A 24,133-nucleotide genomic window follows, 5' to 3' on the forward strand; every position below is an offset into this window, starting at 1 on the left:
GTACTGCAGGGGGGACCCTGTGGGAGAGTAGGACGCCGCCGAACAATCATTGTGGGAAAGCCCCGCACCTTATGGTGCGGGGCTTTTCTGCGTTTAGGGTACCGATATGCGATACGACCTGGTCATCTTCGACAACGACGGGGTGCTCGTCGACAGCGAGCCGATCTCCAACACCATCCTGGCCGGCTACCTCACCGAGCTCGGGCACCCCACCTCGTACGAGGACTCGTTGCGCGACTACATGGGCGCCGCCGTGCATCGCGTGCACGACCTGATCGGGGAGCGCACCGGACAGCGGCTGCCCGACGACTTCGACGAAACCCTCCACGCACGCGTCTTCGCCGCCTTCCACCAGGAGTTGGAGGCCGTCGCCGGCACGGCCGACGTGCTGAAGCAGCTGGTCGAGGACGGGGTCCCCTACTGCGTGGCCTCCTCCGGAAGTCACGAGCGGATCCGGGTCGGACACCGGAAGACCGGACTCGACCGGTGGTTCCGGGACGAGAACGTCTTCAGCGCCGAGGACGTCGGCCGGGGCAAGCCCGCCCCGGACCTCTTCCTCCACGCCGCCGCACGCATGGGAGCCGCCCCCGAGCGGTGCGTCGTGATCGAGGACAGCCGGCTCGGCGTCCAGGCGGCCCTCGCCGCCGGGATGGACGTGTACGGATTCACGGCGATGACACCCGAGGAGACACTGGCCGGAGCACGGGGATACTTCGGCGACATGCGCGAGCTCCTGACCCTGCTCGGCCGGGGGCCCGCGAAGATTGGGTAGGTGATCCATCTACCCATGGGTAGACCCGGGTCCTACGCTGTGCCGCCATGACGGATGCGCGGTTGCGGCGTGGGCGGGGCTCTCTGGCGGTCAGCTTCTTCGTGCAAGGGGTGACCTTCGCGCTCCTCGTGACCCGAATACCCGCCATCCAGGACCGGTACGGGATCTCCGACGCGTTGCTCCCCGCGTTCCTGGCCGCCGTGCCGATCCTCGCCGGAGTGGCCAGCGTCGCCACCGAGAGGATCGTGGCGCGTGTGGGGCCGGGGAAGGTGCTGCGCGCCGCCCAGCCGCTCGTCCTCCTGGCGCTGCTCGCCGTCGGCGCCGGAAGCGGGATGTGGCAGGCAGCCGTCGCGCTCGGAGTGTTCGGGCTCGCGGTCGGCGCCCTGGACGCGTCCATGAACATGCTGGGGGTCAGCCTCCAGCGGGAGTACGGACGGAGCATCATGCTCGGCTTCCACGCCACGTACAGCCTGGGCGGCATCGTGGGGGCCTCGCTCGCCTGGGCGGGGGCCCACTGGGACCTTCCGCTCGCCGTCTCCTACCTTCCGGTGGTGGCCGTGCTGCTGCCCGCCGCGTGGATCGGCGGCCGGTGGTACGTCGACGGGAAGCCGGGCCCCGGCACCGAGGAGGCGGGGGCCGCGAGCGGTACCGGGGCCGGGTTCGCGCTGCTTCTGCCGCTGTGCCTCGTCATGACCTTCGCCTACATCGGGGACTCGACGGTGTCGAACTGGTCCGCGAAGTACCTGCAGGACGTGCTCGGGGGTTCGGAGGAGCTGGCGACCGTGCCGTACAACGCGTACATGGTCACCACGCTGCTCGGGCGCTCGGTCGGGGACTTCGGGGTGCGGCGGCTGGGTGCGGCGGCGGTGGTGCGGTGCGGGGCGGTGCTGGCGGCGCTCGGGTTCGCCCTGGTGGCGCTGGCCCCGGGGCCCTGGGTGGGGATGGCCGGGTTCACGGTCCTCGGCCTCGGCCTGAGCGTGATCGTGCCCCAGACCTTCGCCGCGGCCGGGAGGCTGTTCCCGGGGGCCAGTGACGCGGCCGTCGCCCGGCTGAACGTCTTCAACTACGTGGGGTTCCTGATCGGGTCGCCGTTGGTCGGGGCGCTCGGGGACGCGTGGAGCTACCGGGGCGCCATGCTCGTACCGATGGTGTTGGTCCTGGTGACGGTGGCGTACGCCACGTCGTTCGGTTCTCAACGGGCCCGATACGGTGACGGGCATGAGCGGCCGCGCACTGTTGATGTGGGATGAAGCTGTCACCGGGTACGACTTCGGGTCCGAGCATCCGATGGACCCCGTACGGCTCGCGCTGACCATGGGGCTGGTGCGGGCGTACGGGCTCGACCGGGCCGTCGACGTGGTGGCGGCGAAGCCGGCCGGGGAGTCGACGCTGCGGCTCGTGCACCGTGAGGACTACGTGGCCGCCGTGCGGGCCGCCTCGGCGCGGCCGCGGGCCGCCGACCAGGCGTACGGCCTGGGGACCGTGGACGATCCGGCGTTCTCCGGGATGCACGAGGTCTCGGCGCTGATCGCCGGGCAGTCGGTGGGGGCGGCGGAGGCGGTGTGGCGGGGGGAGGCCGCTCACGCGGTGAACTTCGCCGGAGGGCTGCACCACGCGATGCCGGGCAGCGCGTCGGGGTTCTGCATCTACAACGACGCGTCGCTGGCGATCGCCCGGCTGCTCGAGCTGGGCGCGGAGCGGGTCGCCTACGTGGACGTGGACGTCCACCACGGGGACGGGGTGCAGGCCGCGTTCTGGGAGGACCCCCGGGTGCTGACGATCTCGCTGCACGAGCACCCGCGGACGCTGTTCCCCCAGACCGGATGGCCCGAGGAGACCGGAGCCGCGGGGCCGGGAGAGGGCTCCGCGGTGAACGTGGCGCTGCCGGCGGGGACGGGCGACGCGGGGTGGGTGCGGGCGTTCCACGCGGTGGTGCCGGAGCTGATCGCGGACTTCCGGCCGCAGGTCCTGGTGACCCAGCACGGGGCGGACACCCACTTCGAGGACCCGCTGGCGCACCTGGCGGTATCGCTGGACGCCCAGCGGGCGGTGCAGGAGGCCTGTCACGACCTGGCGCACGCCCATGTCGAGGGCGGGCGATGGCTGGCGCTCGGCGGAGGCGGATACGCGGTGGTGGACGTCGTACCGCGGTCGTGGACGCATCTGGTGGGGATCGCGGCGCACGCTCCGGTCGAGCCGGAGTCGGTGATCCCGTCGTCGTGGCGGGACGAGGTGTACGCGCGGACGCGGCAGCTGGGGCCGGCGCGGATGACGGACGGCCGGTGGCCGGTGCGGTGGCGGGACTGGTCGGAGGGGTACGACCCGGCGGACCGGCTCGACCAGTCGGTGCTGGCGACGCGGCGGGCGGCGTTCCCGCTCCGGGGGCTGCTGGCGTAGACGGTCGGCGGAACGGGTCCCGCGGAGGTCCGTGGTTACGCCAACTGTGCGGTCTCGCAGCGCTTTTGGCCCGGAGAGGGCCGCGCTCGGGCAGCATCGAGAGGGTGCTGAGTACCGGAGCGCTGCGGGCGCATCTGTTGGCGGCGGGGTTGGCGGGGACCGTGGCGACGTCGCGGGAGGAGAGCCTGCGCAGCTATCGGCTCTTCGCCGCGCGGGATCCCCGGGTGATGCTGGGGCTCGATCCCGCGTGGGCCTGGGGTGAGGCGGAGTTGCTGCACCTCATGGCCGACAAGTGCGGGGTCTCGCCGGATCCGGCGCACCGCGCGGGGCCCGATGTGATCGATCCCGAGCGGACGTTGAGCGGTCTCGACGCGTTCGCGGCGCGGCTGGGGGCGGCGGCGAGGCGGGGGGCTCCGGTGCTGTTCGGGACGGGCCATCCGCACCGGCTCCTGGGGTTCTACGCAACGCTCGCAGACGCCTTATCGGCGGTGGGATGTCTTGTCCTCACACCCGCGCAGGGGAGATGTGTCGACATAACGACCCGGTTCGGTCTACGCACGTACCTCCTCGACTACGTACGAGGTGTCGCGTTGGTGCGAGAACCCGGTCTGCCGGCGACCGGGCGTGAGACGGGGGCGCACACGCATTCCCCGCTGCCGGTTCGGGCCGCCCTGGAGGGTGCCGTGGAGGATGGCTGGCCGCTTCCCGAACTCGTCGTCGGCGACCACGGATGGGTCTGCGGTGCAGGTCAGCTGGGTATCGAGGCCATCGGCCTGGCGGACACCGACGACCCCGCGCTGTTCGTCGGAGAGGCGGAGGGGCAGGTGTCCGTGGCCGTTCCGCTTGATGACGCCGTACGGTCCGACTACTACCGTCCGCTCACGCGCTATGTACTCAATCGAGCGCGTCTGTCACGGTAAACGGCCGATGGCTGCTCCTCTTCCCCACTCGTACCACCCGCCCCTAGTCTGGAGCGTGAGCGCACAGCGACGCAGGGTCACCGGAGGGGAAGCCGGTGGGCGTCGTGTGCGGAAGGTACAGGTGGGTCATGGCTGCTGGCGATCGGCCTCTCAACGAGGTCAAGTTTCTGACCGTGGCGGAAGTCGCCTCGGTGATGCGAGTGTCGAAGATGACCGTGTACCGCTTGGTGCACAGCGGTCATCTGCCGGCGATCCGGGTGGGCAGGTCCTTCCGGGTCCCGGAACAGGCGGTTCACGAGTACCTCAGGGAGTCGTTCGTGGGGGTGGAGACCGCGTAGCGAGCGCGCGGCCGGAAGCTCGGGGAGTCTCGGTGAGCCCTCGGATTACAAGGTGCGGCGCTCATGCCGGTAGGCTAGGCCGACGTAGGTCGTGTGGGCCCAGACGCCCCGCACCAGTGAAGAGAAGTGAGCGAGGGTAGTCGTGGGCTCTGTTATCAAGAAGCGGCGCAAGCGGATGGCCAAGAAGAAGCACCGCAAGCTGCTCAAGCGCACCCGCGTTCAGCGTCGCAACAAGAAGTAAGCGACGGCTGTAACGACGGCTGATTGTGCGTCGGGCGTGGCCCCCCACCGGTTCGGTGGGGGGCCACGCCTTTTTGGTCCCGTTGCCCACGCCGGTCGCCGCGGGGCGGCGACGAGGCGCTACGGTGGCGCAGAGGCCCCTGGGGAGCACCCGGGGCATCGAACCGACGGAAGGCGCGGATCTTGGGCAAGGTCGTGCTCGTCACCGGTGCGGCCCGGTATCTGGGAGGGCGGTTCGTACGACGCCTTCAGCGGGACCCCGAGGTGGACCGGGTGGTCGCCCTGGACGCGGTCGCGCCGGCGCATGACCTGGGGGGAGCCGCCTTCGTCCGGGCGGACATCCGCCAGCCCGCCATCGCCCGGGTGCTGGCCGAGTACGACGTGGACACGGTCGTCCACATGGACGTCACCGGGACGGCGCTCGGCGCCGGGGGCCGTACGTCGGTCAAGGAGACCAACGTCATCGGCACCATGCAGCTCCTCGGGGCGTGCCAGAAGTCGCCCCGGATCTCCCGGCTGGTGGTGAAGTCCAGCACGAGCGTGTACGGCTCCGCGCCGCGTGACCCGGCCGTGTTCCTGGAGACCACGCCGCCCAAGTCGCTGCCGAGCGGGGGCTTCGCCAAGGACGCGGTCGAGGTCGAGGGGTACGTGCGGGGTTTCGCGCGGCGCCGTCCGGACGTGGCCGTGTGCGTGCTGCGGTTCGCGAACATCCTGGGGCCGCGGGTGGATTCGCCGCTTGTCGAGTACCTGTCGCTTCCGGTGATGCCGACCGTCTTCGGATACGACCCGAGGCTCCAGTTCGTCCACGAGGACGATGTGATCGACGTCCTGCACGTCGGGTCGAAGGAGCCGCGGCGAGCGACGCTGAACAGCGGTACGTTCAACATCGCGGGCGACGGGGTGCTGCTGCTGTCCCAGTGCGCGCGGCGGCTGGGGCGGCCGACGGTGCCGGTGCCCATGCCCGCGGTCACCTGGGTCGGCTCGGCACTGCGGACGGTCGGCGTGACCGACTTCTCGCCCGAGCAGATCCGTCTCCTGACGCACGGCCGGGTCGTCTCCACGGTCCAGATGCGCGAGACACTCGGCTTCGCACCGAGGTTCACCACGGCGGAGGCCTTCGCCGACTTCGCGGACAGCCGCGGTCCGGGGCTGCTGCCGCCGGAGCGTCTGGCCGGGGCGGTGGACCGGGTCGCGGACCGGCTGACGCACACCCCTGTTGAGAGCGGCGACTAAGGAGCCCACGTAACGATGGCGGACGCCAAGGTCATTCCGTTCGACGACGACCGCTCGCGGGCGCGGCGGCGCCCTGCACGGGCCGGGCAGGAGGCCGCCGTGCGGTCCCTGCCGGGGCAGCAGGGCCCCGAGGAGCACCTGTCGGCCGCCGGACCGGGTTCCGGAGCCGCGGAGGGCTCCAGGGGCTCCGACGGGCCGGTGGAGGACGAGGCCGGCGCGCGGCGTGCGGCCGGCGACCGGGGCGGCTGGGAGCGGCGGCTCGCGGGCGGGCTCGCGTTCCTGCGCCGGAGGGTGACGGGCGAGTACGAGGTCGACGAGTTCGGTTACGACAAGGAGCTGACCGACCAGGTCCTGATGTCGTTGCTGCGCCCGCTGTACGCGAAGTACTTCCGGGTGGAAGTGAAGGGCATCGAGAACATTCCGGCGGAGGGGGGCGCCCTGGTCGTCGCCAACCACTCCGGGACGCTGCCGTTGGACGGCCTGATGATGCAGGTCGCCGTGCACGACAACCACCCGGCGGGCCGTCATCTCCGGCTGCTCGCCGCGGATCTGGTGTTCATGCTGCCGGTGGTCAACGAGCTGGCGCGCAAGGCCGGCTCCACGCTGGCGTGCGCGGAGGACGCGGAGCGGCTGCTGCGGGCCGGGGAGATCGTGGGTGTGATGCCGGAGGGGTTCAAGGGCATCGGGAAACCCTTCGGCGAGCGGTACAAGCTGCAGCGCTTCGGCCGGGGCGGGTTCGTCTCGACGGCGTTGCGGGCCGGGGTACCGATCGTGCCGTGCTCGATCGTGGGCGCGGAGGAGATCTATCCGATGATCGGCAACGCGAAGACGCTGGCCCGGGTGCTGGGGATTCCGTACTTCCCGATCACGCCGACCTTCCCGTGGCTGGGGCCGCTGGGCGCGGTGCCGCTGCCGACGAAGTGGACGATCCAGTTCGGCGAGCCGATCGCCACGGACGGGTACCCGTTGGAGGCGGTGGAGGATCCGATGCTGATGTTCAACCTGACGGATCAGGTGCGGGAGCAGATCCAGCACACGCTGTACAAGCTGCTGGTGCAGCGTCGGTCGGTGTTCTTCTGAGCTGTTCTTCTGAGCCGTTCCGGCCCGGGCCGAGGGGCGTACCGGCGGCACGGGTGGCCGGACGGCGGTTGACGGTACGGGAAGGGGGCGCCCCCAGGCGGTGGGGGCGCCCCCTTCCCGTGTGGTCAGCCCGCGTCCTCGCTGTCGATGCCGAGGCCCGGGAGGAGGCCCGGCAGCAGCGGCGGGATCTCCACGTCCGGCACGGGGGGCGATGACTGGCCGCCCGACGGGGTCGGGGTGGTGCCGGGCGGCGGCGGGTCGAGCAGTCCGCCGGTGTTGCCGCCGAGCAGGCCGTCGTTCTCCGCTGAGCCGCTGCCGGAGCCCGAGGGCTGGGGCCGGCTGGTGCCGGCGCCGGTGGAGGGGGCGGCCGGGGTGGACGGAGGGCGCTGGGTCCGCGGTCCGGAGGAGGAGTCCTGGCCGGCGCTGGGAGTGCTGCTGCCGACCGCGCCCTTCTCCGGGGTGCGGGGGAGCATCGCCTGGAGCGGCTCGACCTCTTCGTCTATGGCGACGAAGACGTCGTTCACTTCGTTGCCCACGTCGGTGAGCTGGACGGGCAGGCGCTCGCGCAGGCCGTTCCAGGTGGTGCGGTGGGCTTGGGCGAAGGAGTTGAGCCGGGCCATCGGGGCGATGGCTCCGTCCCGCTCGTACGCCTGGCGCAGCAGCCGGTGGCCTTCGGAGGCGTCGTGCTTCATGCCTCCGAGGACGCGGCGGATCTCGCCGAGGGACTCGTGGTCGAGTGCGCCGGCGCGTCCGCGCTCCATCAGCCTGCGGGCCTCGCTGAGCCGGGTCGATGCCTGGTCCAGATAGATCCCGCCCCGGTCGGCGTCGTCGTCCGCCATCCCGAGCTTGATGTCCTCCATGCCGCGCTTCAGCCCGTAGAGCGAGTCACCGGGGAGGGCGTCGGAGCTGGCAGCGGCGACACCGCTGAAGGCGCCCGCCGCCACACCGACCGTGAGGCCGCCCGCGGCGATCCCCTTCGACCAGCGGGAGCGGGGACGCAGTTTGCGCAGGGGGGAGGCCCGGTGGGCTCCCCGTCCGCTCGAGGTCCGCTGCTCCGGCACGGTAGGGCCCGCGGCAGCGCTCCCCTCCGCGAGCATCGCTTCCATGGCGGCGACGAGCTGGGCTCGTTGCACCACTTTGACCTCGGGGTCCATCTTCGGTCTCGGCAGTTCGCCGAGTCCGTTCGCCAGCGCCAACAGCCGCCCCTGCCCGGCCGGTTCGGCCGATGCCTCGGGCTGCTCGGCCGCCGCGCCCTCGGACGCCCGATCCTCCAGGGCCTGGGCGAAGGCGTTCGCCCGCCGGTGCGCCGATACGTTCGCGATCACTGGCGGCACCTCCTCTCGTCATGACGGTCGACTCCCCGGGGTGTCCGGAAGGTTGCACACCTTGAACACATCCACACGAAAGAGTGAGTGGCTGCGGGCAAAGCGTGACCACAGGGAGCCTGCATTCCGCACAACGAGCGGCGCGGCACTTGGGTTACGCGCGAAAGATGATCGGACCAGTGCGTCATCGAGGCGTCACCGACTGTGAGTTGGACGGGGGTCGGGGGGCGTGGGGGGAGGTGGGGGACGGAAGCGGGGAGCAGGGGGGTGGGAGCGCGTGTGGGGGGCGCCGGGTGGTCAGCGGGCGTCGTCCGGGAGGAGGCGTGCCAGGGTGCGCACGGCCCGGTACTGGAGGGTCTTGATCGCGCCCTCGTTCTTGCCCATGACCCGGGCCGTCTCGGCGACGGAGAGGCCCTGCAGGAAGCGCAGGGTCACGCACTCCTGCTGCTGGGGGTTGAGCCGGCGTACCGCGTCCAGGAGGGCCGCGTTGGAGAGGGACTCCAGGACGGAGTCCTCGGGGCTGCGCTCGACCTCGTTGGCGTCGAGCATCTCTCCCGTGGTCACTTCCAGCCGGAAACGGCTCGACTTGAAGTGGTCGGCGACCAGGTTGCGGGCGATCGTGACCAGCCACGCGCCGAAGTCGCGGCCCTGCCAGGTGAAGGTGGAGATCCGGCGCAGGGCGCGCAGGAACGTCTCGCTGGTCAGGTCCTCCGCCGTCGCCTTACCGCCGACGCGGTAGTAGATGTAGCGGTAGACGGTGTCGCTGTACTGGTCGTACAGGCGGCCGAAGGCCTCGGCCTCGCCGGCCTGGGCGCGTTCGACCAGGTCCATCATGCGAGCGCTGTCGCTGTCGGCGGTGGGGCGGCGGGCGGCGGTCGAGGTTCCGGTGCCGCCGCGGCTGCCCCTTCTGCCGACAGCGGCACCGCTCTCGGCCAGGGCATAGCAGGGACCGGCGGGTGCCGGTGCGGCGAAGGCAAAGGCGGGGACAGGGACGGCGTACGCGGTGGGGACGAAGCCGCGCAAGTGGTCGAGGACCGTTGCGCGCAGCGTAGCCAGGCCCGAGGCGTCAACCCCGACGTGTGGGTACACGGGACTCCCAGAGGCAGAGCTTCCATCACGAGCAGTGCGGGACCGTTCACTCGTCGTGGCGACGTGTGGGTTCCGTTGTGCGTCTGAGGAGAATAACGCTTCGTACAGGCAGCGCTACACCCAGTTGCTCAAATCATCGATTACGTCGTATCTGTTACCGCTTGCGGGCGGATACAGGTGCACTTCGTGACCGCTTGTTGATCGGATTGCTTCCGAGTGTGACTACGCGCACGCTCTGTTGTGCTCGAGTCCGGGGCGGGGGAGTGATCTGGGCCGCTGCTGGGTAGGGAGCCGCGAATGCCTCGGAGTCGACCTGTGCGGCGTTGTTCGACCACGTACGGGTGACGAATGCTGGTCTCGTGTTGTCGCAGGTGATCGCGGCCGAAACGTATCGGCAGTCCGGTGGTGTCCCGCGGGGCCGGGAGGGGTGGAAGGGCCGCTCAGCGGCGGCGGCGGTGCAGGGCGACCGCGGCGGCCGTGCCGCCGGCCAGCGCGCCGACGCCCGCTGCGGCGGGGATGCCGACCTTGGCCGCCTTGCGGCCCGTGCGGTAGTCGCGGAGCCGCCATTCGCGGGCCTTGGCGTACCGGCGCAGCTTGGTGTCCGGGTTGATGGCGTAGGGGTGGCCGACCAGCGACAGCATCGGGATGTCGTTGTGGGAGTCGCTGTAGGCGGCGCAGCGGTTCAGGTCCAGGCCCTCGGCGGCGGCCAGGGCGCGCACCGCCTCGGCCTTGGCCGGGCCGTGCAGGGGCTCGCCGACGAGCCTGCCGGTGTAGACGCCGTCGACGGACTCCGCGACGGTGCCGAGCGCGCCGGTCAGCCCGAGGCGGCGGGCGATGATCGTGGCCGTCTCGACCGGGGCGGCCGTGACGAGCCAGACCTTCTGGCCGGCGTCCAGGTGGGCCTGGGCCAGGGCGCGCGTGCCGGGCCAGATCCGGTCCGCCATGTACTCGTCGTAGATCTCCTCGCCGATCGACATCAGCTCGGAGACGCGGTGGCCCTTGACGATGGACAGGGCGCTCTCGCGGGCGTCCTGCATGTGCTCGGGGTCCTCGACGCCGGCCAGCCGGAACCACGCCTGCTGCCAGGCGAAGCGGGCCAGCTCGCGGCGCTGGAAGAACTTCCGCTTGTACAGGCCGCGGCCGAAGTGGAAGATCGCGGCGCCCTGCATGACGGTGTTGTCGAGGTCGAAGAAGGCGGCGGCCTGTACGTCGCCCATCACGGGGAACTCGGGCTCGGACGGCGCGGCGCCCCCGGCGGCCTCCTCCCGCTCGCGCTCGAGCTGCTGCGAGGTCTTGCGCGCTGCCTCGGCAGCGGCCTCGCCTGCCAGGACGCTGCGCGCGGTGGCGGAGCGCCGGTGAGAGGTGAGCCATCCCAGTGCGGCCATGGCGTGAGCATAGCCAGTCTGTTCGGTACTTCCCGACCTGTGGGGATGCCGAGGCGTGAACACTCCGCGACGCTCCTGTCGACGGACGGTGCAGCGGGCGGGGGCGAGGGTCCCGGGCCGGGCCGGGCGTGGCGTGGGAGCGGAGGTCCCGGGCCGGGCCGGGCGCGGCGCAGAATGGAGGGATGTTCGGACGGACGAAGAAGAAGGACACCCCCACGGCTCCCGGCGCCTCCGCTCCGCGGACCGTGACGCTGATCGGCAAGCCGGGCTGTCATCTCTGCGACGACGCGCGCGCCGTCGTCGAGGCGGTCTGCGCGGAGACCGGGGCCAGCTGGGAGGAGAAGGACATCACGCGGGACGAGGAGCTGCACCGGGCGTACTGGGAGCAGATTCCGGTGGTCCTGGTCGACGGCGAGCAGCACACCTTCTGGCGGGTGGACCCCGGGCGCCTGCGGCGAGCACTGGGTGGCTGACCGGAAGACGGCTACCATCGTGGACGTTTCGGTGGGTTCCGGGGGCGTGATCGTAAGGAGAGTGTGCGGTTTTGCCCCCTTCGTGTTCTCAACGGGTCGACGGGCTCCGCGGTTCCGTCATGGCGCGAACCGGTCGCGTGACCCCGGTCACTTTGGCCGGACAAAACGGACACCATCTTTGTGCACGCGTTCACAAAGACATAGCCTGCACTAGACGGGGCGGTCGAGGGACACAAGGCCGCCTACAGCCCCGCTCATCCCGCAGGAGCACCGTGGCAACTGGCCGAACTCACCGACCGGCGACCCGCAGCCGAGGAATTCCCGAGGCCACCGTCGCCCGCCTTCCGCTGTATCTGCGTGCGCTCACCGCACTGTCGGAGCGCTCCGTACCCACGGTCTCCTCCGAGGAGCTCGCAGCCGCCGCGGGGGTCAACTCCGCGAAGCTGCGCAAGGACTTCAGCTACCTCGGGTCGTACGGGACGCGCGGCGTCGGCTACGACGTCGAGTACCTCGTCTACCAGATCTCCCGCGAGCTCGGCCTGACCCAGGACTGGCCCGTGGTCATCGTCGGCATCGGTAACCTCGGCGCCGCCCTCGCCAACTACGGCGGGTTCGCCTCCCGTGGCTTCCGGGTCGCCGCGCTGATCGACGCCGACCCCGCCATGGCCGGCACGCCGGTCGCCGGGATCCCCGTCCAGCACACCGACGAGCTCGAGAAGATCATCGAGGACAACGACGTCTCCATCGGTGTCATCTCGACGCCGGCCGGTGCCGCCCAGCAGGTCTGCGACCGGCTCGTGGCCGCCGGAGTCACCTCCATCCTCAACTTCGCCCCGACCGTGCTGTCCGTGCCCGACGGCGTGGACGTGCGCAAGGTCGACCTCTCCATCGAGCTGCAGATCCTCGCCTTCCACGAGCAGCGCAAGGCCGGCGAGGAAGCGGACGCCGTGGACGCCGCCGCCGCGGCGCCCGCCGTTCGCGGCGGAGCCACGGGCCCGGCCCGGAAGGGACCCGACGGGGACGTCCCCGCCGTGATGCCGGCATGAGCCTCCTCGTCGTCGGGCTGAGCCACCGCAGCGCCCCGGTCAGCGTCCTCGAGCGGGCCTCGCTCGCCTCGGACACGCAGGCCAAGCTGCTGCAGGACACCCTCGCCGCCGAGCCGGCCGCCGAAGGCGCCGTCCTGGCCACCTGCAACCGCATCGAGCTCTACGCCGACGTGGACAAGTTCCACGCCGGTGTCGCCGAGCTGTCCACGCTGCTCGCCCAGCACAGCGGCGTCGGGCTCGAAGAGCTCACCCCCTATCTCTACGTGCACTACGAGGACCGGGCCGTCCACCACCTCTTCTCGGTGGCCTGCGGGCTCGACTCCATGGTCGTCGGCGAGGGCCAGATCCTCGGCCAGATCAAGGACGCCCTCGCGCTCGGCCAGGACCTGCACACCGCGGGCCGGCTCCTCAACGACCTGTTCCAGCAGGCCCTGCGGGTCGGCAAGCGGGCCCACAGCGAGACCGGGATCGACCGGGCCGGGCAGTCGCTCGTCACCTTCGGCCTCGAGCAGCTCGCCGACGGCACGGACGTCGACGTCTGGGCCGCCGGCAAGCGCGCCCTCGTCATCGGCGCGGGATCGATGTCCTCGCTGGCCGCCGCCACGCTCGCCCGCGCCGGGGTCTCCGAGATCGTGATCGCCAACCGCACCGCGGCCCGCGCCGACCGGCTCGTCCAGATCCTGACCGAGCCCGGCGGTCCGGGTGTGGCCGCGCGCGCGGTGGACATGACGGCCGTCGGCGACGAACTGACACGTGCCGACGTCGTCGTCTCCTGCACCGGCGCCACCGGACTCGTCCTGACCGCCGAGGCCGTCGAGACCGCCCTGGCCGGCCGGACCTCCGCCGAGGCCGCGCCCGACGGAGCCCCGGCCCTCGCCCTGCTCGACCTCGCCATGCCCCGCGACATCGACGCGGCCGCCCACCGGATGCCCGGCGTGCGCCTCGTCGACATCGAGTCGCTGGCCGAGGCATCGGCCGACGCGCCGATGGCCGCCGACGTCGACCGGGTCCGCTCGATCGTCGCCGACGAGGTGGCCGCCTTCGGCGCCGCCCAGCGCGCCGCGCACATCACCCCGACCGTGGTCGCGCTGCGCACCATGGCCGCCGACGTGGTCGCGGGCGAGGTGGCCCGGCTCGAGGGCCGGCTGCCCGACCTCGACGAGCGGCAGCGGGCCGAGATCACCCAGACCGTCCGACGCGTGGTCGACAAGCTCCTGCACGCGCCGACCGTACGGGTCAAGCAGCTGGCCAGCGAACCCGGTGGCGCCGGGTACGCCGACGCGCTGCGGACACTCTTCGACCTCGACCCGGAGACGGTCGCCTCCGTCTCCCGGGCCGACCTGAATGACGCCGACGTCAAGAACCGAGGGCGAGTATGACCGAGAGGGCACTGAGGCTCGGGACCAGGCGCAGCAAGCTCGCCATGGCCCAGTCCGGGCAAGTGGCCGACGCCGTCCGGCAGCTGTCCGGCCGGCCCGTCGAGCTCGTGGAGATCACGACGTACGGGGACGTCTCCCGCGAGCACCTCGCGCAGATCGGCGGTACGGGTGTGTTCGTCGCCGCCCTGCGTGACGCGCTCCTGGCCGGCGAGGTGGACTTCGCCGTCCACTCCCTGAAGGACCTGCCGACCGCCCAGCACCCCGATCTGGTGCTGGCCGCGATCCCGCGCCGCGAGGACCCGCGTGACGTCCTCGTCGCCCGCGACGGCCTGACGCTCGACCGGCTGCCCGAGGGCGCCCGGATCGGCACCGGCTCCCCGCGGCGCACGGCCCAGCTCAACGCGTACGCGCGCAGCCACGGGCTGACCATCGAGACCGTGCCGATCCGGGGGAACATCGACACCCGCGTCGGATACGTGCACAAGGGCGAGCTGGACGCGGTGGTTCTCGCCGCGGCCGGTCTCCGCCGCATCGGCAGGACCGACGAGGTGACCGACTTCCTGTCGGTCGACTCCGTCCTGCCCGCCCCCGGCCAGGGGGCCCTGGCGATCGAGTGCGCGGCTTCCGCCACGGACCTCGTCGCCCTGCTCGCCGGACTCGACGACCCGTACACCCGGGCCGCCGTGACCGCCGAGCGTTCCCTGCTCGCCGCCCTGGAGGCCGGCTGCTCCGCACCCGTGGGTGCGCTGGCCGACCTGCTGGCCGAGGATTCCGGCCGCGGGCAGACTGTCACCGAGATGCGCCTGCGCGGCGTCGTCGGTACCACCGACGGCTCGACGCTGGTGCAGCTGTCCACCACCGGTCCCGTACCCACGTCCTACGACGAGGCGATGGCGCTCGGACGCGAACTCGCGGACGAGATGCTCGCCAAGGGTGCGGCCGGTCTTATGGGGGAGCGAGCACTTTGAGCCCCACCAGCCCGACCACCAGCCCCCTGTCCCCGGTCTTCGCCGGCCACGGGAACGTCACCTTCCTCGGTGCCGGACCAGGCGATCCCGGACTGCTGACCCTCCGGGCCGTCGAGGTCCTCGCCGGGGCGGACGTCCTGATCGCCGAGCCGGAGGTTCTCGAGGTCGTCCGCGGCCATGCACGCTCGGGCGTGAGCACGCCTGAGCTGACGGTTGTTGACGAGGCGTCAACAACCGCCGGGGTCCCCGTGTTGAGGGACGCGACCAATCTTGTCATGGAGGCCGCGCGGGGCGGCAAGCGGGTCGTCCGTGCGGTGACCGGCGACCCCGGACTCGACGGCGACGCGGGGAGCGAGATGCTCGCCTGCGCCGCGGCGGGCATCCCCTTCGAGGTCGTACCCGGTGTCGCGACGGCGGTGGGCGTACCCGCGTACGCCGGTGTCCCGCTGCGCGACGCGCAGGGCACGGACGTGCGCTTCGTGGACGCCCGCACCGCCGACGACCGGTGCTGGAGCGAGGTCGGCGCCTCGGACGGCACCGTCGTCGTGTCCACGTCGCTGGACTCGGTGGCGGCGGCGGCCGGAGAGCTGGTGGCGGCAGGCCGTAAGCCGGACACCCCGCTCACCGTGACCATCGCCGGCACGACGACGCGCCAGCGGACGTGGACCGCGACCCTGGGCACGATCGCGCAGGTCTTCAAGCAGGGCAAGGTGCTCCCCTCGCCCGAGGGCCACCGGCCCGTCATAGCCGTGGTCGGCGAGCGCAGCGCACCGGCCCAGCGGGACCAGCTGGCGTGGTTCGAGTCGAAGCCGCTCTTCGGGTGGCGGGTGCTGGTGCCGCGTACGAAGGAGCAGGCCGCGTCGCTCTCCGACCAGCTGCGCAGCTACGGTGCCGTGCCGCACGAGGTGCCGACGATCGCCGTCGAGCCGCCGCGTACGCCGCAGCAGATGGAGCGTGCGGTCAAGGGCCTGGTGACCGGCCGCTACGAATGGATCGCCTTCACCTCGGTCAACGCGGTCAAGGCGGTGCGGGAGAAGTTCGAGGAGTACGGGCTCGACGCCCGGGCGTTCGCCGGGATCAAGGTCGCGGCCGTGGGCGAGCAGACGGCGGCCGCGCTCGTGGACTTCGGTGTGAAGCCGGACCTCGTGCCGAGCGGGGAGCAGTCGGCGGCGGGCCTCCTGGAGGACTGGCCGCCCTACGACCCGGTCTTCGACCCGATCGACCGCGTCTTCCTGCCGCGGGCGGACATCGCGACGGAGACGCTGGTCGCGGGCCTGATCGAGCTCGGGTGGGAGGTCGACGACGTGACCGCCTACCGGACGGTGCGCGCGTCGCCGCCGCCGGCGGACACGCGCGAGGCGATCAAGGGCGGTGGCTTCGACGCCGTGCTCTTCACCTCCTCGTCGACCGTGCGGAACCTGGTGGGGATCGCCGGGAAGCCGCACAACGTGACGGTCATCGCCTGTATCGGCCCGGCGACCGCCAAGACGGCGGAGGAGCACGGCCTAAGGGTCGACGTGCTGTCGCCGGAGCCGTCGGTGCACAAGCTGGCGGAGGCGCTGGCGGACTTCGGGCTGCGGCGACGCGAGGCGGCGCTGGAGGCGGGCGATCCTGTGACGCGTCCGAGCGAGCGGAGGCCGGGGGCGCGGAGGCGGCGGACGACGTGACGGCCGTGACGGCCGTGACGTGGTGTGACGTGACGTGACGTGTTGGGGTGCGGGGCCTTTCGGGGCTCCGCACCCCTTCGGCGTTCACGGGGCCGGGCGGGGCGCCGGGGCGGAGGCGCCCGCGAAGGCGCCGTCCCGTCGTGCCCACCCGTCCCGCCCCAGCGGGACGCATGCCCACGACGGGGAGTGCGGTGGCCACCCGTCCAGGTGGGACGGGTGGCCACGACGGGCGTCTCGGGTGTGGTGTCCCGGTGGGACGTGTGCCCATGGCGGGAGGATCGGGCGTTCGTCCCGGTGGGGACGCCCCGGGTGGGGCAACAGGGTGTCGGTAAGTGGAGGGGTGGGGCGGGCGTAGCCTCGGGGGCATGAACTCGTACGGATCCTTTCCCGGGGCGCGGCCGAGGCGGCTGCGGACGACTCCCGCCATGCGGCGGATGGTGGCCGAGACGCGGCTGAGTCCGGCCGACCTGATCCTTCCCGCGTTCGTGCGGGAGGGCATCGGTGAGCCCGTGCCGATCGCCGCGATGCCCGGCGTCGTGCAGCACACGCGGGACACCCTGCGGAAGGCCGCCGTGGAGGCGCTGGAGGCGGGGGTCTCCGGAATCATGCTCTTCGGCGTCCCCGAGGACGCGAAGAAGGACGCCGCCGGTACGGCGGGCACGGACCCGGACGGGATCCTCCAGGTCGCGATCAGGGACGTGAGGGCCGAGGTCGGGGACGACCTCGTGATCATGTCCGACCTCTGCCTCGACGAGTACACGGACCACGGTCACTGCGGGGTCCTGGACGCGAGCGGGCGGGTCGACAACGACGCCACGCTGGAACGTTACGCCGAGATGGCGCAGGTTCAGGCGGATGCCGGGGTCCACGTGGTGGGGCCCTCCGGGATGATGGACGGCCAGGTCGGCGTGGTCCGCGACGCGCTGGACACGATCGGCAAGGAGGACGTGTCGATCCTGGCGTACACGGCGAAGTACTCCTCCGCCTTCTACGGGCCCTTCCGCGAGGCCGTCGGCTCGTCGCTGACCGGCGACCGCAAGACGTACCAGCAGGATCCGGCGAACCTCCGCGAGTCGATGCGCGAGCTGGCGCTCGACCTGGAGGAGGGCGCCGACATGGTCATGGTGAAGCCCGCGGGCCCCTACCTCGACGTGCTGGCGAAGGTCGCCGAGGCGGTGGACGTGCCGGTCGCGGCCTACCAGATCAGCGGCGAGTACGCGATGGTCGAGGCGGCGGCCGAGCGGGGCTGGATCGACCGGGACAAGGCCGTCCTGGAGACCCTGACCGGGATCAGGCGCGCGGGCGCCCGGATGATCCTGACGTACTGGGCCACCGAGGCCGCGCGGATGCTCAGCCGCGCGGTCTGACGAGCCCTCGGCAGGGACGGAACCGCACGGTGGTTCCGTCCCCTTCGTCGTCGTGGGCCGTGAGGACGCGGACGGTCTTGCCGTCCTCGCCGCGGTGGACGTACTGGGCGACCCCCGTCTCGGACGGGGCGGTGGCGAGCGTGCGGAGAGGCCCCTCCCGGAGGACGACCGAGCGTTCGTAGCGGTACCGGCCGGGCGGGCCGACCGAGATCAGGGCCTGGACGGATTCGGCGATGGCCCGCTGGTTGGCCGGGTCGGCGGCGAAGGCGTGGTGGGCGGCGGCGTCGGTCCACTGGGCGTAGTTGAGGATCGTCAGCCCGTCGGAGCCCACCAGGCAGTAGCGGCCGAGGAACGACTCGGGCAGCCGGGCCTCCGCCCAGGCGTCGATGACGCCGTCCATGACGGCCTGCCGGCGCTCCGCGTCCGGTGTCCGCCACTCCGAGATCAGTACCAGGCCGGCGTCCGGGCGGCCGAATTCGGGGAACGACGAGGACTCCACTAAAACGTTGGTCATTCCCCACAGTTTCCGGACCCGGAACCGACCGTGCAAGTGAATTGACGGAGAGTGAGCATCGAGGTGAGCCGGGACAGCCCGTCCGCCGCGTGCCCGGCGTCGACGGCCCGCTCCAGGAGTGCCTGGAAGGGCTCGAAGAGCTCCCCGCTGATCCCCTGGTCGCGGTACGCCGCCAGGAAGTTCGGGAAGGCCGCCCGGTTCACCGCCAGACTGGAGACGTCGGTCAGGTGCTGCCCCGAGTCGACCGCACGGGCCATCTCCGGGACCGTACCGAGCATCGCCGTGATCCAGGGCACCAGCAGTTCGCCGAACTCCTCGGCGCCGACGTGCTCCGTACGGGCCAGGGCCAGGGCCTGCACCACCCCGATGACCATTCCGTACATGCCGGTCAGCAGGCCGAGGTCGTACAGGGCCGCGAGCCCCGGGTCGCCGCCCGTCCAGCGGGTGCCGCCGAGGGCAGCGAGGGTGGGGCGGTGGGTCTCGTACGCCGCCTCGTCACCGCTGTAGAAGACGTACGCGTGCGGGCCGGCGATCATCTGCGGCACCGCCATGATGCCGCCGTCGACGTACCGAGCGCCGTGCCGCTGCGTCCACGCGGAGAGCGCGCGGGCCTGCGCGGGGGTGCCGTTGGTCAGATTGACCAGGGTCCTGCCCTCCAACCGGCCGGGGAGCGTGGCGAGGAGGCCCTCGACGTCCTCGTTCGTCAGCAGGCACAGGACCACGAGCGGGCTCGCCGCCACCGCGTCCGCCGCCGACCCGGCGGGCAGGGCGCCCCGCGCGACCAGCGGGCCGGTCTTGGCGGGGGAGCGGTTCCAGACGGTGACGCGGTGGCCGGCGTCCAGGAAGGCGGCGGCCAGGGCGCTGCCCATCATGCCGAGGCCGAGGACGGAGACCCGGGCGGGGCCGCGGGCAGGGGCGTGGGAGAGGTCCCCGGCGCGCGCGGTGGCGGTTTCGGGCAGGGAGGGGGACGGGGTTTCGGGCATGGGGGTGCTCCAGGGCTCGGTACCGGGGTGCCGGGCCGTCTCGCGGCCCGACGTCGATCCTTCTCCGGGGCGGTGCGCCCCACAAGTACCGACTTTCCGGTCGGCTACGCACCGATTGGTAAGGATGGGCCGGGCGGCGCACCCTGGTAGTACCGCTGGAGGTGGTCCTCATGCAGACACTCGTCGGCTGGCACATCGAGATGGAGTTCCAGGAGGACGGCGACCGGACCAGAGCCGCCGCCATGGTGAGGCTCGGCGACGGCACGGAATACCGCGCCCATGGCGGTGCGCACCGGCATCCCTCGGATCCGGAACAGCTGCGTGTGGGAGAGGAGATCGCGGGCGCCCGCGCGCTCATGGATCTCGCCTCCCAGCTGTTGCAGAAGGCGCACACGGAGATCGACGAGGTGTCGGGGAGGACCTCCCACCCCCTCGGCTGACCGGAGGGGTCAGAAGGTCAGCGCCTGGTCCATCTCGCGCTGCCAGAACGTGACCCTGGCGTCGTCGTCGGCGTACGTGCCGCCGGGTGCCGCCAGCGTCGTACCGCTGCCCACCGAGCCGCCCGAGCCGTCGCCCGGGGCGAAGTGGACGGACACCTGCCGCACGGTCCGGCCGTGTGCCCCGGGGTCGCCGCCGCGCTCGCCCGACAGCAGGACGGAGGCGTAGGCGGAGGCGCCCGGGGAGAGGGAGACGACGGCCTGCGGGCGGGACGCGTCGACGACGCCGATGGGGGCCTGGGCGTCGTCGAAGCCGACGAACGGCGCGCCGTAGGCGTTGCAGGCGCGGCTGCCGGTGTTGGTGACGGTCAGGAGAAGGTGGTTGACGGGGCGGGTCACCTTGCTGGCGACGACCTTGGCCGTGGCGCCGGTGCAGGGCGTGGTGACCGGGGCGTGGTCCTCGGGGCCGGCCGTGGGCTTCGGGCCCGGCTTCGACGACCGACCGGGCGACCCGTACGCGGACGAGGCGCCCGAGGGCTGTCCGGCGGACGGCCTCGCCGCGGGGTCCTGGCCCGTCGAAGGCGTCGCCGCGGGGCTCTGGCCGGTCGAAGGCGTCGCGGCCGACGGCTTCGGTGCGGAGGCGGCGGGCTCGCCGCCGTCCCCCTGGCAGGCGGTGAGCGACAGTGCCGCGAGCAGGGCGGTGGCGGCGGTCGTGGTGGCACGAGTGGTGAAGCCCATGGTGGTCCCCCGTGAAGTGTGATGAACGGCCTGATCAGTGACGGTTGATCAGTGCGACGACGATGACGGTGCAGGCGATCAGCACCGCGGTGGCCACGATGTCCGTGGCCCGGCTGCTCGGCATGGCTCATACCCTGCGGCCCCCGGCGGTCCGTCGGCAATCGGCACGGGACAATGGGGGACGCTGGAACGCACGCACCTACCGTGACCTGGGGGAACGACCCTTCCCTGGAACGCGTTCCTGAGACGGCGAATCGAGGGGGACGGGGCAGGTGGCAACGGAGACGGGCGGTTTCGCGGAGCTCGTACGCGGACTGAAGGAGCGATCCGGGCTCAGCTACGGGGCGTTGGCCAAGAAGCTGCACATGAGCACGTCGACGCTGCACCGGTACTGCAACGGGGACGCCGTCCCCACGGAGTTCGCGCCCGTCGAACGGCTGGGGCGACTCTGCGGTGCCACGCGCGAGGAGATGATCGCCCTTCACCGCAGCTGGATCGTGGCCGACGACGCCAGGAGACGGCGATCGGTCACGGAGCCGGCTGCCGCGGTCACTCCGGTGGGTCCCGCTGCACCGGTGGCGGACGTGGCGGCTGATGGGGCGGAGGCTGGTGGGGTTCCTGAGGCTTCTGGGGTGCCGTCAGTCCCCCAGGCGACAGCTGTCGCCTCCGGGACTGACGGGACCACCGGTCAGGCCGAGTCGGCCGAGAGCGCGGGGACCGCGGTGACCGCGGGGACCAGCGCGACCACCGAGAGCGCGGGCACCGGCGTGACAGCCGGGGCCGCCGGGACCACCGGGGCCGCTGCGTCCGCCCAGCCGGGAGACTCGGAGAGTGACCCGAGCGACCGGCCCGAGCCCGTCGTCACCGTCGGAGCCTCCGCCCCGGCCGCTCCCCGCTCCCGCAAGCGGCTGCGGATGGTGCTCGCCGCGGCCGCCGTCGTCGCGCTCGCCGTGCCCTTGGCCTACGGCATCGGCCGGACGGTTTCCGGAGACCCCGTCGGCGAAGGGGACAAGAGCGGGCGGGCAGCGGCCGGTCCCTCCGAGGTGCCCGGCGTGAGCGTCTCCCCCAGCGGTTCGCCGACCATCCCGTCCCCGTCCGCCTCCACACCCCCCGCCTCCACGAAGCCCTCGGGCGCGTCCGCGACTCCGAGCCGTACGAAGGACACCGCGGCGCCCGGCGGCAAGGCGTCCGGAACGCCTCTGCGCGCGGGCGTCAGCTCGTACAACTGGGCGGGACCCTGTGGGCAGTACTACCTGCTCGACCGGCGGCCCGACCAGGTCCCGCCGCCGCCCGCGCCGCAGGAGTCCCGCCGCTGGGCGGCGCCCTTCGACGGGGTCGACGCCGGTCACGTGTACCTGGAGCTCACGGCCACCGGCCGCACGGACGCCGCCGTGGTCGTCACCGGCATCCACGTACGGGTGGTGGAGCGTGGCGAGCCCCTCGACCGGGCGGTCTACGCCATGGGCGAGGGCTGCGGCGGCGGCGTCACGCCCCAGACCTTCGACATCGACCTCGACGCGGCACGCCCGTCCGCCAAGCCCATCGCGGGCCAGGACGGCGACAGCACGGTGCCCGCCAAGGACTTCCCCTTCAAGGTGTCCACGAGCGACCCCCAGGTCTTCAACCTCGACGTGCACACCGAGGGGCATGTCGTCGCCTGGTACCTGGAGCTGGAATGGAGTGACGGCGAGCGGCGCGGCACGATCGTCGTCGACGACGGCGGCAAGCCGTTCCGGGTCAGCGCCATGGAGGGCAGGAAGCTCTACAACTACCAGTACGACAGGAACGAGTGGGCCGCGGCGGAGTGAGCGAGGGCCCCGGCACCGTACGGATACGGTGCCGGGGCCCTCGTCGTGCAGCGGGGTCCCGTCAGAGACGCTCGGGCGTCCGGATGCCCAGCAGGGCCATCCCCCGGTGGAGGGTGCGGGCCGTCAGGTCGCAGAGGAAGAGGCGGTTCTCCGCGACCTCCTGCGGTGGCTCGGGCTTGATGACGGGGCACTGGTCGTAGAACGTCGTGTACAGCGAGGCCAGCTGGTAGAGGTACGCGGCGAGCTTGTGCGGTGCGTACTCGGCGGCGGCCTCGGCCACCGTCTCGCCGAACTGGTCCAGGTGCAGGCCGAGGGCGCGCTCCGCCGGGGCCAGCTCCAGCTCGGGGTGGGCGAGCGGGGTGCGCTCGCCGGCCTTGCCGAAGATCGACTTGATCCGCGCGTACGCGTACTGGAGGTACACCGACGTGTCGCCGTTGAGCGACACCATCTGGTCCAGGTCGAACTTGTAGTCCCGCGCCGCCGAGGTCGACAGGTCCGCGTACTTCACGGCGCCGATGCCCACCTGGGCGCCCCGCTCGGCGATCTCGTCCTCGGTCAGGTCGCGCGCCTTCTCACGGACCACGGACGCGGCCCGGTCGATCGCCTCGTCCAGCAGGTCCACCAGCCGGACCGTCTCGCCCTCACGGGTCTTGAACGGCTTGCCGTCCTTGCCGAGGACCGTGCCGAAGGCCAGCTGCACGGCCTTGACCTCGTCGTTCAGCCAGCCGGCCCGGCGGGCCGTCTCGAAGACCATCTTGAAGTGCAGGGACTGCCGGGCGTCGACCACGTACAGCAGAGTCGTCGCCTTCAGGTTCCGCACCCGGTCGCGGATCGCCGACAGGTCGGTCGCCGCGTAGCCGAAGCCGCCGTCCGACTTCTGCACGATCAGCGGAGTCGGATTGCCGTCCGGGCCCTTGACGTCGTCGAAGAAGACGCACAGCGCGCCGTTCGACCGCACCGCGACGCCCGACTCCTCGAGGATGCGGCAGGTCTCCACCAGCATGTCGTTGTAGCCGGACTCGCCGACGACGTCCGGGTCGCGGATGTCCATGTCGAGCTTGTCGAAGACGGAGTAGAAGTAGATCTTCGACTCGTCGACGAACCGCTGCCACAGCGCGAGGGTCTGCTCGTCGCCCGCCTGGAGGTCGACGACCCGCGCCCGCGCCCGCGTCTTGAACTCCTCGTCGGAGTCGAACAGCGCGCGCGAGGCCTTGTACAGCCGGTTGAGGTTCGACATCGCCTCTTCGCCGGAGACCTCCTCGCCGGAGGAGTGGTCCAGCTCGTGCGGGTGCTCGATCAGATACTGGATGAGCATGCCGAACTGGGTGCCCCAGTCGCCGATGTGGTGGCGGCGGACCACCTTCTCGCCCGTGAACTCCAGGATCTCGACCATCGCGGCGCCGATCACGGCGGAGCGGAGGTGGCCGACGTGCATCTCCTTGGCCACGTTCGGCTGGGCGTAGTCGATCACCGTCGTGCCGGCGTTCTCCGCGAACGGCACGCCGAGACGGTCGTCGGCCGCGCGGGCGGCGAGGGTCCGCACGATCGCCTCGTCGGTGACCGTGATGTTCAGGAAGCCGGGGCCCGAGACCTCGATCTCCTTCAGGAGGTCGTTCGCCGGGATCGCGCCGACGACCTGCGTGGCCAGCTCACGCGGATTGCCCTTCAGCCGCTTGGCCAGGGCCAGGATGCCGTTGGCCTGGAAGTCCGCCCGGTCGCTTCGTCGCAGCAGCGGGTCGGCGGAACCGGCCTCCGGCAGGGCTGCCGAGAGACCTTCCGCGAGGCGCTGCTGCACGGTCGAAGCGAGGGAAGGGACCGAGGCCATGAGCTTCCGTTCCTGAGTCGTCGTGTTCCGGTTCCCGGGGTCGGTTCCGGAAGGGCTGTTTCGCCTGTCAAGTGTCCCATGGGCGGGCAACGCGTTTTCGCCGCCCGCTCGCGCCCCTTCGGCCGGTGGACGGACCCGGACCTGTGGAC

The 24,133-nt window shown here is 71.9% G+C and carries 23 protein-coding genes; 16 read left to right on the forward strand and 7 right to left on the reverse strand.

The genetic code is table 11. From position 1 onward, the window contains the following. Positions 1–106: 106 nt before the first annotated feature. From AB0K65_RS17815 to AB0K65_RS17850, 8 genes are all read left to right on the forward strand, one after another. Positions 107–772 (forward strand): HAD family hydrolase, encoded by a 666-nt coding sequence (locus AB0K65_RS17815; RefSeq protein WP_365717450.1) that lies wholly within the window; start codon positions 107–109, stop codon positions 770–772. A gap of 47 nt (positions 773–819) precedes the next feature. Beyond that, the gene (locus AB0K65_RS17820) at positions 820–2,022 is read left to right on the forward strand and encodes an MFS transporter (protein ID WP_365717452.1); all 1,203 of its coding nucleotides are present in this window, start codon (positions 820–822) and stop codon (positions 2,020–2,022) included. Beyond that, positions 1,991–3,169 (forward strand): acetoin utilization protein AcuC, encoded by a 1,179-nt coding sequence (locus AB0K65_RS17825; protein ID WP_365717454.1) that lies wholly within the window; start codon positions 1,991–1,993, stop codon positions 3,167–3,169. Before AB0K65_RS17820 ends, AB0K65_RS17825 begins: the two co-directional genes overlap by 32 nt. A 104-nt stretch (positions 3,170–3,273) precedes the next feature. Continuing rightward, positions 3,274–4,089, forward strand: a complete 816-nt coding sequence (locus AB0K65_RS17830) for a phosphatase (RefSeq protein ID WP_365717456.1) — start codon at positions 3,274–3,276, stop codon at positions 4,087–4,089. Positions 4,090–4,217: 128 nt separating this feature from the next. Next, on the forward strand, positions 4,218–4,427 hold the full coding sequence (locus tag AB0K65_RS17835) for a helix-turn-helix domain-containing protein (RefSeq protein ID WP_158988220.1): 210 nt from the start codon (positions 4,218–4,220) through the stop codon (positions 4,425–4,427). A gap of 142 nt (positions 4,428–4,569) precedes the next feature. Beyond that, positions 4,570–4,668, forward strand: coding sequence for an AURKAIP1/COX24 domain-containing protein (locus AB0K65_RS17840; RefSeq protein WP_003948845.1), 99 nt, complete (start codon positions 4,570–4,572; stop codon positions 4,666–4,668). A 182-nt stretch (positions 4,669–4,850) separates the two neighbouring features. After that, complete coding sequence (locus AB0K65_RS17845; RefSeq protein WP_365717458.1) at positions 4,851–5,900, forward strand: NAD-dependent epimerase/dehydratase family protein; 1,050 nt, start codon at positions 4,851–4,853, stop codon at positions 5,898–5,900. 15 nt (positions 5,901–5,915) lie between these two features. Then, complete coding sequence (locus AB0K65_RS17850) at positions 5,916–6,980, forward strand: lysophospholipid acyltransferase family protein (RefSeq protein WP_365717460.1); 1,065 nt, start codon at positions 5,916–5,918, stop codon at positions 6,978–6,980. A 125-nt stretch (positions 6,981–7,105) separates the two neighbouring features. Here AB0K65_RS17850 and AB0K65_RS17855 read toward each other — a convergent pair whose 3' ends face one another. The 3 genes from AB0K65_RS17855 to AB0K65_RS17865 form a co-directional block, all read right to left on the reverse strand. After that, positions 7,106–8,305 carry a DUF5667 domain-containing protein gene (locus AB0K65_RS17855; protein WP_365717462.1) on the reverse strand — a complete coding sequence of 400 codons (1,200 nt, stop codon included), beginning with the start codon at positions 8,303–8,305 and terminating at the stop codon, positions 7,106–7,108. Positions 8,306–8,602: 297 nt separating this feature from the next. Further along, positions 8,603–9,394 carry an ECF subfamily RNA polymerase sigma factor, BldN family gene (locus tag AB0K65_RS17860; RefSeq protein ID WP_215069951.1) on the reverse strand — a complete coding sequence of 264 codons (792 nt, stop codon included), beginning with the start codon at positions 9,392–9,394 and terminating at the stop codon, positions 8,603–8,605. A 440-nt stretch (positions 9,395–9,834) separates the two neighbouring features. After that, positions 9,835–10,779 carry an HAD-IB family hydrolase gene (locus AB0K65_RS17865; protein ID WP_365717464.1) on the reverse strand — a complete coding sequence of 315 codons (945 nt, stop codon included), beginning with the start codon at positions 10,777–10,779 and terminating at the stop codon, positions 9,835–9,837. A 182-nt stretch (positions 10,780–10,961) separates the two neighbouring features. Between AB0K65_RS17865 and AB0K65_RS17870 the strand changes: the two genes are divergently transcribed. From AB0K65_RS17870 to hemB, 6 genes are all read left to right on the forward strand, one after another. Continuing rightward, positions 10,962–11,252 carry a glutaredoxin family protein gene (locus AB0K65_RS17870; RefSeq protein ID WP_365717466.1) on the forward strand — a complete coding sequence of 97 codons (291 nt, stop codon included), beginning with the start codon at positions 10,962–10,964 and terminating at the stop codon, positions 11,250–11,252. 272 nt (positions 11,253–11,524) lie between these two features. Next, positions 11,525–12,298 (forward strand): redox-sensing transcriptional repressor Rex, encoded by a 774-nt coding sequence (locus AB0K65_RS17875; protein WP_365717468.1) that lies wholly within the window; start codon positions 11,525–11,527, stop codon positions 12,296–12,298. Further along, complete coding sequence (locus tag AB0K65_RS17880; protein WP_365717470.1) at positions 12,295–13,677, forward strand: glutamyl-tRNA reductase; 1,383 nt, start codon at positions 12,295–12,297, stop codon at positions 13,675–13,677. The genes AB0K65_RS17875 and AB0K65_RS17880 overlap by 4 nt, the downstream gene beginning before the upstream one ends. Further along, positions 13,674–14,645, forward strand: a complete 972-nt coding sequence (gene hemC, locus AB0K65_RS17885) for a hydroxymethylbilane synthase (RefSeq protein WP_365717472.1) — start codon at positions 13,674–13,676, stop codon at positions 14,643–14,645. The genes AB0K65_RS17880 and hemC overlap by 4 nt, the downstream gene beginning before the upstream one ends. Next, complete coding sequence (locus AB0K65_RS17890; RefSeq protein WP_365717474.1) at positions 14,642–16,312, forward strand: uroporphyrinogen-III synthase; 1,671 nt, start codon at positions 14,642–14,644, stop codon at positions 16,310–16,312. Before hemC ends, AB0K65_RS17890 begins: the two co-directional genes overlap by 4 nt. 365 nt (positions 16,313–16,677) lie before the next feature. Next, a complete protein-coding gene (gene hemB / locus AB0K65_RS17895; RefSeq protein WP_365717476.1) occupies positions 16,678–17,679 on the forward strand; it encodes a porphobilinogen synthase in 1,002 nt (333 codons plus the stop codon). Here the strand turns inward: hemB and AB0K65_RS17900 are convergent. Then, positions 17,663–18,193, reverse strand: a complete 531-nt coding sequence (locus AB0K65_RS17900; RefSeq protein ID WP_365717478.1) for a hypothetical protein — start codon at positions 18,191–18,193, stop codon at positions 17,663–17,665. The genes hemB and AB0K65_RS17900 overlap by 17 nt on opposite strands. After that, positions 18,190–19,176, reverse strand: a complete 987-nt coding sequence (locus AB0K65_RS17905; RefSeq protein ID WP_365717480.1) for an NAD(P)-binding domain-containing protein — start codon at positions 19,174–19,176, stop codon at positions 18,190–18,192. The genes AB0K65_RS17900 and AB0K65_RS17905 overlap by 4 nt, the downstream gene beginning before the upstream one ends. Positions 19,177–19,346: 170 nt before the next feature. On the opposite strand from AB0K65_RS17905, the gene AB0K65_RS17910 reads away from it, so the two are divergent. Then, a complete protein-coding gene (locus AB0K65_RS17910; RefSeq protein WP_365717482.1) occupies positions 19,347–19,616 on the forward strand; it encodes a DUF1876 domain-containing protein in 270 nt (89 codons plus the stop codon). Between the two features lie 9 nt (positions 19,617–19,625). Here the strand turns inward: AB0K65_RS17910 and AB0K65_RS17915 are convergent, their stop codons facing one another. After that, the gene (locus AB0K65_RS17915; RefSeq protein WP_365717484.1) at positions 19,626–20,351 is read right to left on the reverse strand and encodes a DUF4232 domain-containing protein; all 726 of its coding nucleotides are present in this window, start codon (positions 20,349–20,351) and stop codon (positions 19,626–19,628) included. A gap of 272 nt (positions 20,352–20,623) precedes the next feature. On the opposite strand from AB0K65_RS17915, the gene AB0K65_RS17920 reads away from it, so the two are divergent. Further along, a complete protein-coding gene (locus AB0K65_RS17920; RefSeq protein WP_365717486.1) occupies positions 20,624–22,159 on the forward strand; it encodes a helix-turn-helix domain-containing protein in 1,536 nt (511 codons plus the stop codon). 61 nt (positions 22,160–22,220) lie between these two features. Here AB0K65_RS17920 and argS read toward each other — a convergent pair whose 3' ends face one another. Further along, positions 22,221–23,984, reverse strand: coding sequence for an arginine--tRNA ligase (gene argS, locus AB0K65_RS17925; protein ID WP_365717488.1), 1,764 nt, complete (start codon positions 23,982–23,984; stop codon positions 22,221–22,223). Positions 23,985–24,133: the final 149 nt, after the last annotated feature.

It is taken from the genome of Streptomyces sp. NPDC053755 (assembly GCF_040677675.1).
GTDB lineage: Bacteria > Actinomycetota > Actinomycetes > Streptomycetales > Streptomycetaceae > Streptomyces.

What these genes read in the sequence shown, in the direction of transcription:
- AB0K65_RS17850 (WP_365717460.1), top strand. Translation starts at nt 5,916, where the DNA reads ATGGCGGACGCCAAGGTCATTCCGTTCGACGACGACCGCTCGCGGGCG.
- AB0K65_RS17870 (WP_365717466.1), top strand. Translation starts at nt 10,962, where the DNA reads ATGTTCGGACGGACGAAGAAGAAGGACACCCCCACGGCTCCCGGCGCC.
- hemB (WP_365717476.1), top strand. Translation starts at nt 16,678, where the DNA reads ATGAACTCGTACGGATCCTTTCCCGGGGCGCGGCCGAGGCGGCTGCGG.
- AB0K65_RS17825 (WP_365717454.1), top strand. Translation starts at nt 1,991, where the DNA reads ATGAGCGGCCGCGCACTGTTGATGTGGGATGAAGCTGTCACCGGGTAC.
- AB0K65_RS17900 (WP_365717478.1), bottom strand. Translation starts at nt 18,193, where the DNA reads ATGACCAACGTTTTAGTGGAGTCCTCGTCGTTCCCCGAATTCGGCCGC.
- AB0K65_RS17910 (WP_365717482.1), top strand. Translation starts at nt 19,347, where the DNA reads ATGCAGACACTCGTCGGCTGGCACATCGAGATGGAGTTCCAGGAGGAC.
- AB0K65_RS17880 (WP_365717470.1), top strand. Translation starts at nt 12,295, where the DNA reads ATGAGCCTCCTCGTCGTCGGGCTGAGCCACCGCAGCGCCCCGGTCAGC.
- AB0K65_RS17815 (WP_365717450.1), top strand. Translation starts at nt 107, where the DNA reads ATGCGATACGACCTGGTCATCTTCGACAACGACGGGGTGCTCGTCGAC.
- AB0K65_RS17820 (WP_365717452.1), top strand. Translation starts at nt 820, where the DNA reads ATGACGGATGCGCGGTTGCGGCGTGGGCGGGGCTCTCTGGCGGTCAGC.
- AB0K65_RS17905 (WP_365717480.1), bottom strand. Translation starts at nt 19,176, where the DNA reads ATGCCCGAAACCCCGTCCCCCTCCCTGCCCGAAACCGCCACCGCGCGC.
- AB0K65_RS17865 (WP_365717464.1), bottom strand. Translation starts at nt 10,779, where the DNA reads ATGGCCGCACTGGGATGGCTCACCTCTCACCGGCGCTCCGCCACCGCG.
- AB0K65_RS17915 (WP_365717484.1), bottom strand. Translation starts at nt 20,351, where the DNA reads ATGGGCTTCACCACTCGTGCCACCACGACCGCCGCCACCGCCCTGCTC.
- argS (WP_365717488.1), bottom strand. Translation starts at nt 23,984, where the DNA reads ATGGCCTCGGTCCCTTCCCTCGCTTCGACCGTGCAGCAGCGCCTCGCG.
- AB0K65_RS17835 (WP_158988220.1), top strand. Translation starts at nt 4,218, where the DNA reads ATGGCTGCTGGCGATCGGCCTCTCAACGAGGTCAAGTTTCTGACCGTG.
- hemC (WP_365717472.1), top strand. Translation starts at nt 13,674, where the DNA reads ATGACCGAGAGGGCACTGAGGCTCGGGACCAGGCGCAGCAAGCTCGCC.